Here is a 10138-nt window from a genome sequence, read left to right as displayed (position 1 = left end):
CCCGGTGCTGGACGGCCATCTCGCCTCCTCGGTGGTAGCCACTCCCTCGTGGCTGGCGAAACGGCTCGACGACCGCTCCGACCGGTCCTTCCCCTCGTACCCAGTATGCGCCGCGCCCGTGCTGGTCCTCCCGTCAGGGAGGGGCGGCCTCGCCACCGGGGACGGCGTCGATGGCCCCGCCGTAGCGGCGGTCGCGGGCGGCATACTCCTCGATGGCCGCCCAGAGGTCACGCCGGTCGTAGTCGGGCCACAGCCGGTTCTGGAACACCATCTCGGCGTAGGCCGACTGCCACAGCAGGAAGTTGCTCGTGCGCTGCTCACCGGACGAGCGGATGAAGAGGTCGACGTCGGGCATGTCCGGCTCGTCGAGGTGACGCTTGATGGTCCGCTCGTCCACGGATCCCGGGCGCAGGCGACCGGCCTTGACCTCCTCGGCGATGCGCCGGACGGCGTCGGCGATCTCGGCCCGTCCCCCGTAGTTGACGCAGAAGTAGAGCGTCAGCCCGGTGTTGTGTCGCGTCAGCTCCTGGGCGACCTCGAGCTCCTTGATGACCGAGCGCCACAGTCGCGGCGCCCGCCCGACCCAGCGCATGCGCACGCCCCACTCGTGCAGCTGGTCCCGGCGGCGTCGGATGACGTCGCGGTTGAAGCCCATGAGGAAACGGACCTCGTCCGGCGACCGGCGCCAGTTCTCCGTCGAGAAGGCGTAGGCCGACAGGTGGGTCACGCCGACCTCGATCGCGCCCGCGACGACGTCGAGCAGCGATGCCTCCCCCGCCTCGTGCCCCTTCGTCCGTGGCAGGCCGCGTGCGTTGGCCCAGCGGCCGTTGCCGTCCATGACGATCGCGACGTGCCGCGGGAGGACGTCCACGGGGATAGCCGGTGGGCGGGCACCGCTCGGGTGCGGGAAGGGCTGCGTCATGGCTCTCCGGTGGTCGAGTCTTCGGTGGGCGCCTCAGACACTACGGCTCAGCCGCGCTCGACCAGCCGCAGGGAGCGCACGCCGCGCTCGAGGTGCCACTGGACGAATGCAGCGACGAGGCCACCCGCCTGGCGACGATGCCGTGGGTCGCTGGCGTCCGCTGTCTCCCAGTCCCCGGAGAGCAGGGCCGCAAGCAGCTCGAAGGTCTCGGGAGCGGGTGCGCTCGAGCCGGGTGGGCGGCATACGGAACACACGGCGCCGCCGGCCTGCACGTTGAACGCGCGGTGCGGCCCTGGCGCGCCGCACTTGGCGCAGTCGTGGAAGCTCGGCGCCCACCCAGCCACGGCGACCGCACGAACGAGATAGGCGTCGAGGACGAGCCCGGCGTCATGGTTCCGCTCCGCCAACGACCGCAGGGCCCCCGCAAGCAGGAGGAACTGCTGGGTCTGCGGCTCGTGGTCCTCGGCGAGCTGGAGGGCCGTCTCCAGCATCGCCGTCGCCGAGGTGTATGCCGCGTAGTCCCGGGCGATCGAGTCGCCATACGGCGCAAGGGTCTCGGCCTGGGTCACCGTGTCGAGGTTGCGTCCCTCGTAGCACTGGACGTCGACGACCATTCCCGGCTCGAGCCGCGAGCCGAAACGTGACTTCGTGCGCCGCACGCCCTTGGCCACGGCGCGGACCCGGCCGCGGGTGCGCGTCAGCATCGTGATGATGCGATCGGCCTCCCCCAGCTTGTGGGTGCGCAGCACCACGGCCTCGTCACGGTAGAGCGGCATGCCGCCCATTCTCCCCCTCGACACGCACCCGCCCCGCACGGCCACGCCGAACTCGCGAGGTCTTGATCAGAACAAACGTTCGACTCCTGGGGTACGCTCGAAGCCATGGACCTCGCACTGCAGGGCTCCCTGCTCGACCTCAGCGACGAGATGGCGCTGCGCGACCTGCGCGTCGGGCTGCGGCGCACCGAGATCGGCATGGGCGCGTGGGTCGACGTTCGGCCCGGCTGGCTCGCGGCCGGCGACGACCTCTTCACGGCGCTGCTGCACGACGTCCCCTGGCACGCCGAGCGGCGCAAGATGTACGACAACATCGTCTCGGTGCCGCGGCTGACGAAGTTCTACAGCGCCGGAGAGCGCCTCCCCCACCCGCTGCTCGTCGACGCCCGTGACGCGCTGAGCACCCACTACCGTCCGGAGCTCGGCGAGCCCTTCGCGACGGCGGGCCTCTGCCTCTACCGTGACGGCCGTGACAGCGTCGCCTGGCACGGCGACCGGATCGGGCGTTCGAAGGACCTCGACACGATCATCGCCATCCTCTCGCTCGGCTCGGCCCGCACCCTCACCCTCCGACCGCGCGAGGGCGGCTCGATCCCGGGATCGAAGCAAAAGAGCTTGCGCTTCCCACTCGCCCATGGTGATCTCGTCGTGATGGGTGGTTCGTGCCAGCGCACCTGGGACCACGCGATCCCCAAGACATCCGAGCCCGTCGGCCCCCGCATCTCCGTGCAGTTCCGGGTCGCCGGAGTCCGATAGGAGACGAGAAGGTATGCCGCAGAGCTCGCACCGCGGAGACGGCTCACTCCCCTTCGTCGACCACCTGCACCACGAGTCGGTCCGGTTCCGTTCGGTGCTCGCAGAGGCCGACGACGGCCTGCACGTGCCCACATGCCCCGACTGGAGCACCGACGACCTGCTCTGGCACCTCGCGGAGGTGCAGTGGTTCTGGGGCGAGATCGCCGAGCGGCGGGTCACGGACCGCGCCGAGCTCGCCGGTGTCGAAGCGGCCAAGCCGCAGCGCCCACGCGACCGGGCCGGCCTGCTCGACCTCTTCGACCGGTCGAGCGAGCGCCTCGTCCGACAGCTGACCGAGGCTCCCCCCGAGACCGAGCTCTGGATGTGGGCCGACGACCACTCGGCGGCCTACATCGCGCGGCGGCAGGCGCACGAGGCCCTGGTCCACCGGATCGACGCGGAGCTGACCGCGGGAGCCGAGCGGGCTCCGGTGGACTGCCGGCTCGCCGCCGACGGCGTGGACGAGGCGCTGCGCATCATGCGGGGCTTCGAGCCGGAGCCGGGGTTCTCGGCCGCCCCGACCGGCGCGCCGGTCACCATCGCGCTCGTGGACGGGTTCCACACCTGGACGGTCACTCCGGTGCACGTGACGGGGACTGACACCGACGGCGACACGTGGGACGTGCACCGGTTCCTCGTCCTGGACGGGCCCGCCGAGGCAGCTGCCGAGATCTGTGGCGCCGCGGCCGACATCGACTGCTGGCTGTGGGACCGGCCGCCCGCCGGCGAGATCGCCCGCATCGGGGACGAGCAGGCCGTGGCGAGGGTCGAGGCCGTCGTCACCGGGGCCATCGACTGACCGGCCCGCGGGCTCGCTGGCAGCCACGGACGCACGGGGGCTACCCGGACGGCCTACCGACCCACCCGACGGCGGCGGAGTGACCGCTCCCGGGTCAGGTGCGACAGCGGGGCGCGCGCCCACGGCAGAACGGCACAGGACAGCGTGATGATGACCGGGGCGAAGGTGAGCAGATAGCGCGACCGGCCCTGGAAGACGAGCACGAAGGCCCCGATGCCGAGGACCGTGAGGGCCACCATGAGCAGGTCCCGCCGGAACGGGGCACGGAGCAGGCCGATGCCCGCGAGCAGGACGACAGCGGCCCAGACGCCCTCGGTGATGCTCGCTCGCGTCTCGTAGTAGGGGCCGTGGTAGCCGTTGAACTCCATCAGGGCGTCCGCGATGGCGGTCTGCGCGTACGGATGCCGCTGTGCGTCGCCGCCCTCCCCGTAGGCGGTGAACATCCCGTCGTTCCAGTTCCAGACGGCCTTGTTCGCGTAGAAGGTGGCCATCCCCGTGAGCCCTCGCGCCGACCACTGGTCGGAGATGAACTGCGTCGAGTAGGCCTTCATCTCGGCCTGTGTGCGCCCGTGGATCGCGTTGACCATGGTGCGGCTGAAGCCGCCATAGGAGGTGTAGTTCTGGGAAGGGATCTCGATCATCCCGTTGGCGACCCACCAGACGAGCGGGGCGGCCACCGAGGTGTGGACGCGGCTGAGGTCGACGCGCGTGGCATGTCGAGCAACCGTGGTGACCCCCGCCGCCGTGCCGAGGAAGGCGAGGACGGTGAGGGACGCGACGGCCACGGTGCGCAGCACTCGACGACCGCTCCCACCAGCCGGACCGTCGGCGTCCCGCCTGCTGGGCAGCAGCCCCAGCCCGATGACGAGGACGGCGGCCACGATGAGGACGACCGGGGTGGTCTTGATGGTGTATGCGATGGCACCCGAGAGGACGGCTCCCGCCCAGGCGAGCCAGCGCCGGCCACCGTGGTTCGACCAGGCGACGACCGCGAGAGCGACCGCGCCGATCGTGAACGGCATCCCGAAGATGTCCGTGTAGGGCACCGCCATCCAGGGCGAGAGCCCCACGAAGGCGGTGACGAGCACCGCGGCGAGCGCGGCGGCGACCGGGCCCGCACAGCGACGGACGAGGAAGTGGGCGAGCCACACCGAAGCGAGCAGCGCGACCGCGTTGAGGCCGATGAGGAGGGAGTCCGGCGTCACGCCGAGGCGTGAACCCGCCGAGGCCGCAAGCCGGTCCATCGCGAGCAGCGGCATGTTGTTGGGGTACTGCGACAGGTAGTGGTACTCGCCGGCGTTGAGCGGAATCCGCCCGTGGATCCGGCGGGCGAGGCCCATGACCACGTTGGCGTCCCAGCCGTAGGGGTAGCGCAACACCTCGCCGACGAACGCGCCGACACCGCCGCCGAGCACCGCGAAGACAGGCCCTGCCCAACGGGAAGCGAGCATCGTGCGCACCCGTGCCGGGACGCGGACCAGGGTCACGAGGGCGAGGGCGATGATGCAGGTCGGCACCACGAGGTGCTGGTTGATCGGCGTGAAGCCTGGCCTCGGCACGATGACCATGGCGAGGCCACCGATCAGCATGACGGCTCCGACGATGCGGAGCGCCGCTGTGCCCACCGCCTCTCTCACAGGCCGCATCGTGCCACAGCGAACTCGGACTTCCCCAAGCGCGGGCTGCAAGCCGCATCAACCCGTCGAGTGAGCGCAAAGTCCGCAGACAGAGCGCTCACTCGACATGGCTGGAAATTGGGGCGGGTCAGCGCTCGGGGACAGAGACCCCGTCGCGCTCGGCGCGGTTCACGGCCGAGACGACCGCCTTGAGCGAGGCCGTCACGATCGAGGGGTCGACCCCGACGCCCCAGAGGACCCGGTCGCCGACGGCGCACTCGACATAGGCGGCCGCCAGCGAGTCGCCGCCCGCGGACAGCGCGTGCTCGGCGTAGTCGAGGACGCGCACGTCGACGGGTGCCCCCTCGATCCGGCTCCCCGCGTCGATGAACGCGGCGATCGGGCCGTTGCCCGTGCCCTTGACCGTCACCTCGGAGCCCCCGTCGCGCAGGACGGCCTCGATCGTCGTGTTGCCGTCGACCGGGGAGTCGACGTTGACGTTGAGCAGCTCGAAGCGACCCCACGGCGCCTCGGGGTTCGGCAGGTACTCGTCCTTGAACTTCGCCCAGAGCTCCGGGGGCGAGACCTCGCCGCCGTCCTGGTCGACGCCACGCTGGACCACTCCGGAGAACTCGATCTGGAGACGACGCGGGAGGTCGAGCTGGTGCTCGCTCTTCATGATGTAGGCGACGCCGCCCTTGCCGGACTGGCTGTTGACCCGGACGACGGCCTCGTAGCTGCGGCCCACGTCGTGCGGGTCGATCGGCAGGTAGGGCACGCCCCAGATGAGGTCGTCGACGGAGGTGCCCTTCTCCTTGGCCTCGCGGTCCATGGCCTCGAAGCCCTTCTTGATGGCGTCCTGGTGGGAGCCGGAGAAGGCCGTGAAGACGAGGTCGCCGCCCCACGGGTGCCGCTCGCCGACCGGGAGCTGGTTGCAGTGCTCGACGGTCCGGCGGATCTCGTCGATGTTGGAGAAGTCGATCTGCGGGTCGACGCCCTGGCTGAAGAGGTTCATCCCCAGCGTGACCAGGTCGACGGTGCCGGTCCGCTCACCGTTGCCGAAGAGGCAGCCCTCGATCCGGTCGGCGCCGGCCAGGTAGCCGAGCTCGGCCGCCGCGATGCCCTCGCCGCGGTCGTTGTGGGGGTGGAGCGAGACGACGACCGACTCGCGACGGTCAAGGTGGCGGATCATCCACTCGATCGAGTCGGCGTAGACGTTCGGCGTGATCATCTCCACGGTGGCCGGCAGGTTGATGATCATCTTGTGGTCCGGTGTGGGGTCGATGACCGCGATGACCTCGTTGCAGATCCGCACCGCGAAGTCGAGCTCGGTGCCCGTGTAGGACTCCGGCGAGTACTCGTAGTAGATCGTCGTGTCCGGGACCGTCTCCTCGAGCTTCTTGCAGAGGCGCGCCCCCTGGACGGCGATGTCGATGATCCCGTCCTGGTCGAGACCGAAGACGACCCGGCGCTGCAGGACCGAGGTCGAGTTGTAGAAGTGGACGATCGCCTGCTTGGCACCCCGGATCGCGTCATAGGTGCGTTCGATGAGGTGATCGCGGCACTGGGTGAGCACCTGGATCGTGACGTCGTCGGGGATGTGGCCCCCCTCGATCAGCTCCCGGACGAAGTCGTAGTCGGTCTGGCTCGCCGACGGGAAGCCGACCTCGATCTCCTTGTAGCCCATCTTCACGAGCAGCTTGAACATCCGGAGCTTGCGCTCCGAGTTCATCGGGTCGATGAGGGCCTGGTTGCCGTCACGCAGGTCGACCGCGCACCACCGGGGCGCCTTGTCGATGCGCTTGTCGGGCCACGTGCGGTCGGGCAGGTCGACGACGATCTGCTCGTGGAACGGCTGGTACTTGCCGAAGGGCATCCCGCTCGGCTGCTGGGGGTGGATCATCGCTCTACTCTCTCGTCGCTGAGGTGTCCGGCCGGACACGGCGAACTCCGCGACGAGGAGGGCCGGGAATCAGGCCTCGCCGCGGCAGCGAAGGAGGAGCTGCGCCGAACGCATGTCAGCAAAGGTATGCCGCTCCGCGCGCCACGTCCAAATGCGCGACCCACCGGCCCGGATCCTGAGACCCGGCCGCCCACTCCCTGCGCGTCAGCGCGGAACGCGGACCCGTCCGAGGCGGTCGGCGCCGCGGGCCACACCGCGCATCCGGTCCGACACCACCTCCACCATGAGCGCCGTCGCCGGCGACAGCACAGCACCGGTGCGGTGCACGATGGCGAACCGGTCGAACAGCTTCGGGCGCAGGGGAACCCAGCCGAGGCGCGGCGACACGCGGTCGCCGAGCAGGTGGAGCATCCCGAGCGCCAGCACGGTGTCGGCCTCCCCCGACTCGGCGACCTCGATCGCCGTCTCCACGTCCTCGACCTCGACGCGGGCCTGCAGGGTCCGGCCGGTCACCTCGACCATCGTGGCGAGCTGACTTCGCGTCGTGTCGATCTCCGCCCAGCTCGCCCACGGGAGGGCGAGCGGCGCGTCGCCCAGCCGTGGGCCGGTCACCGACTGCGCGAGCCGCTCGGCGTGCCTGCTGACGTAGACGAGCTCGTCACGGATCAGCGGGTGCACCTCCAGGCTGGGATCGTCGACGGGGAGGGAGACGAGGGCGGCCTCCAGGCGTCCGCGGCGCAGCTGGTCGAGCACGTCCGTCGTATGCCGCCCGACGAGCTCGACCCGCACCCCGGGATGACGGCGGAGCACTTCGAGGACGACGGCTCCGGCGAGGTAGATCCGCGATGCGCCGAAGACCCCGAACCGGATCGTCCCCGCCTCCAGCTCGTTGACCGACCGCACGGCCTGCTGTCCGGCGGCCACCGCGCCGAGGGCCTGCTCGGCGTGGGGCCGCAGCTCGTGGGCGGCCTCGGTCGGGATGAGGCCCCGGCCCACCCGCTGGAAGAGCCGCGCGCCGAGCGATCGCTCGAGGAAGCGGACCTGCTCCGAAACCGACGGCTGGGCATGTCCGAGACGGGCCGCGGCGGCGGTGAGCGAGCCGGCCTCGTAGGCCGCCAGGAAGCACCGGAGCTGGTGCAGGGTGGTCAAGGCTTCTCCTAGGGACTCCAGAGGAAAGAGAGGATACCGCGATAGGTGGAGGGCGACATACGTTCTCGTCGTGAGTCACTCCCCACGCGTGCGGGCCGATGCGCTCGGCGCGATCTTCGTCATGGCGGCCGCGTCCTGCTACGCGTTGTCCGTCGTCTTCGCCAAGGGCGCCTACGCGCTCGGCGTCAGCGTCGAGACGCTCACCTTCTGGCGCTTCGTCATCGGTGCGCTCGTCTTCTGGGCCATCGTCGCGGTCCGACGACCGGCCCGGGTGAGCCGGCGCGTCGTGCTGACCTGCACCGGGCTCGGCGCGTTCGGCTTCGCGGTGCAGGCGCTCACCTACTTCGGGGCGGTCGCGGTCATGGACGCCGGTCTCGCGACGCTTCTCGTCTACACCTACCCGGCGATCATCACGGTACTCGGCTTCCTCACCCGCAGGCAGTCGCCGACCCGCCGCACGCTGGCCGCGCTCGGGTGCTCGGCCGTCGGGATGCTGCTGCTGCTCGGACTCGGCGGCTTCTCGGGGGTCTCGGGCGCCGGTGTCGCCCTCGCCCTGACCGCCGCGGTCACCTATGCGCTCTACACGATCGTCGCCTCGACCCTGCCCCCAGAGGCCGACGCCACCCTGCTCATGGCGATCGTCGCGACCTCCGCCCTGGTCACGGTGTCGGGGGTCGCGCTCGTCACGCGCGGGACCCTGTCGCTGGGCGGCGATCCCGCGGTGTACGGCTGGGTCCTGACCTATGTCCTCGTCGGCACGCTGCTCGCAATGACCCTGCACACACGCGGCGTCGTCCGGATCGACCCGTCGCGGGCCGGGATCCTCTCGAGCATCGAACCGCTCGTCGCTGCCACGGCGGTGGCGGTCGTCTATGGCGAGCGGATGACCCTCGTGCAGCTCGCCGGTGGCGCCGTCATCCTCGCCGGCGTGATTGTCCTGCAGCTGAGGCCGCGCGCCGCAGCCCCCGTGTTGGAGGTCCGGGTGGAGCCTCGCCGAGCCGATGCACAGGAAACGCCCAGCGCGATCGGCTTGGCTGCCGGGTAGAGGCAGAGACCCACGTCGCCGGCTGCGCGTCGTGAGCCGACAGCGACCCGGCCTGGAGGCGTGCTGATGAGCAGAAGGATGTGGCCCGCGGCGGCCAGCGCGATCGCCGTGGCGGCGCTCCTCGGCGGGTGTGGTCTCGGGTTCGGCGACGAGATGATCGGCTCATCGACGGCGACGGGTGTCGGCGCAGGGCCGGCGGTTCCCGAGACGGCCACGGGGACCGGCCAGGCGGCCGGCGGGACGGCGGCGCAGAGCCCGGCGGGCACGGGCGGGACCACGGGCACGGCGGGGTCCGGCTCGACAGGGGTGACATCGGGCTCGCAGGCCGCCGGAGTGAGCGAGATCCGCGACGGCATCTGGGACGTCGGGGACGCGGGTCAGGTCAATTTCGTCGTCAGCCAGGGACAGCTGATGCTCCAGTCCTCGACCCCCGCCTCCGGGTGGCAGAAGCCCCAGCCGCCGGTGGAGCAGCCCAACCAGATCGCCGTCGACTTCAGCGAGCCACTCGGCACGACATGGAGCTTTCGGGTCCAGCTGTCGGGCTCGACCATGCAGATCACCAAGCAGGAGACGATCGCCAAGGCGGCGGACGGCTCCTATCCGGTCGGAGCAGCGGGTGCGGTCGCGTTCATCAGCTCCGGGTCGCAGCTGAAACTGATGAACGTCGCGCCCGAGGGCGGCTGGTCGGTGACGCAGCAGCAGTCGTCGCCGACCTCGATCTCGGTCTCCTTCAAGCAGGGCGCCGGCACGGCGCAGTTCACCGCGGCGATGTCAGGCAATGACGTGACCGTCGCGACGAGCCAGCAGCTCTCCGGGCCCGTCCCGGCGAAGTGACGCAGCCGGCACGATGACGGTCAGAAGCCGAGGCGCTGCAGCTGCTTCGGGTCGCGCTGCCAGTCCTTGGCGACCTTGACGTGCAGGTCGAGGAAGACCTTCTGCCCGAGGAGGGCCTCGATCCCGCGTCGCGCGTTGGTGCCGACCTCACGCAGTCGTGACCCGCCCCGCCCGATGACGATCGCCTTCTGGCTCGGGCGCTCCACGAAGACGTTGACGCGCACGTCGAGGAGCGGGTTGTCGGCCGGGCGGTCCTCGCGCGGCACCATCTCCTCGACGACGACCGCGAGCGAGTGCGG

10 protein-coding genes are annotated in these 10138 nt (G+C 70.7%); 4 read left to right on the top strand and 6 right to left on the bottom strand.

Going from position 1 to position 10138, the window contains the following annotated elements:
* Window positions 1-133: 133 nt before the first annotated feature.
* Both ACTHJJ_RS09515 and recO read right to left on the bottom strand, forming a co-directional pair.
* Entirely contained in the window at window positions 134-922 is a 789-nt protein-coding gene (locus ACTHJJ_RS09515) for an isoprenyl transferase (RefSeq protein WP_440302702.1), read from the bottom strand.
* Between the two features lie 47 nt (window positions 923-969).
* Complete coding sequence (recO, locus tag ACTHJJ_RS09510; RefSeq protein ID WP_440302701.1) at window positions 970-1698, bottom strand: DNA repair protein RecO; 729 nt, start codon at window positions 1696-1698, stop codon at window positions 970-972.
* 105 nt (window positions 1699-1803) lie between these two features.
* Between recO and ACTHJJ_RS09505 the strand changes: the two genes are divergently transcribed.
* Window positions 1804-2454 carry an alpha-ketoglutarate-dependent dioxygenase AlkB gene (locus tag ACTHJJ_RS09505; protein WP_440302700.1) on the top strand — a complete coding sequence of 217 codons (651 nt, stop codon included), beginning with the start codon at window positions 1804-1806 and terminating at the stop codon, window positions 2452-2454.
* A 13-nt stretch (window positions 2455-2467) separates the two neighbouring features.
* Window positions 2468-3292, top strand: coding sequence for a maleylpyruvate isomerase family mycothiol-dependent enzyme (locus ACTHJJ_RS09500; RefSeq protein ID WP_440302699.1), 825 nt, complete (start codon window positions 2468-2470; stop codon window positions 3290-3292).
* Window positions 3293-3345: 53 nt separating this feature from the next.
* Here the strand turns inward: ACTHJJ_RS09500 and ACTHJJ_RS09495 are convergent, their stop codons facing one another.
* From ACTHJJ_RS09495 to ACTHJJ_RS09485, 3 genes are all read right to left on the bottom strand, one after another.
* Window positions 3346-4929: a glycosyltransferase family 39 protein gene (locus ACTHJJ_RS09495; RefSeq protein ID WP_440302698.1), complete on the bottom strand. Its 1584-nt coding sequence runs from the start codon at window positions 4927-4929 to the stop codon at window positions 3346-3348.
* Window positions 4930-5056: 127 nt separating this feature from the next.
* The gene (gene leuA / locus ACTHJJ_RS09490) at window positions 5057-6811 is read right to left on the bottom strand and encodes a 2-isopropylmalate synthase (RefSeq protein WP_440302697.1); all 1755 of its coding nucleotides are present in this window, start codon (window positions 6809-6811) and stop codon (window positions 5057-5059) included.
* 204 nt (window positions 6812-7015) lie between these two features.
* Window positions 7016-7960 carry a LysR family transcriptional regulator gene (locus ACTHJJ_RS09485; protein WP_440302696.1) on the bottom strand — a complete coding sequence of 315 codons (945 nt, stop codon included), beginning with the start codon at window positions 7958-7960 and terminating at the stop codon, window positions 7016-7018.
* Window positions 7961-8030: 70 nt separating this feature from the next.
* Here ACTHJJ_RS09485 and ACTHJJ_RS09480 point away from each other — a divergent pair, with 70 nt between their 5' ends.
* Window positions 8031-9005: a DMT family transporter gene (locus ACTHJJ_RS09480; protein WP_440302695.1), complete on the top strand. Its 975-nt coding sequence runs from the start codon at window positions 8031-8033 to the stop codon at window positions 9003-9005.
* Between the two features lie 66 nt (window positions 9006-9071).
* On the top strand, window positions 9072-9839 hold the full coding sequence (locus tag ACTHJJ_RS09475) for a hypothetical protein (RefSeq protein WP_440302694.1): 768 nt from the start codon (window positions 9072-9074) through the stop codon (window positions 9837-9839).
* A 20-nt stretch (window positions 9840-9859) separates the two neighbouring features.
* On the opposite strand, the gene ACTHJJ_RS09470 is transcribed toward ACTHJJ_RS09475, so the two are convergent.
* A partial coding sequence (locus ACTHJJ_RS09470; protein ID WP_440302693.1) for a KH domain-containing protein occupies window positions 9860-10138 on the bottom strand: 279 nt, incomplete at its 5' end.

This window comes from Intrasporangium sp., assembly GCF_051961875.1.
In the GTDB taxonomy this organism is placed as follows: Bacteria; Actinomycetota; Actinomycetes; order Actinomycetales; family Dermatophilaceae; genus Intrasporangium_A.
The sequence above is the reverse complement of the archived record's forward strand: the minus strand, read 5'-3'. Positions and strand labels throughout refer to the sequence as shown.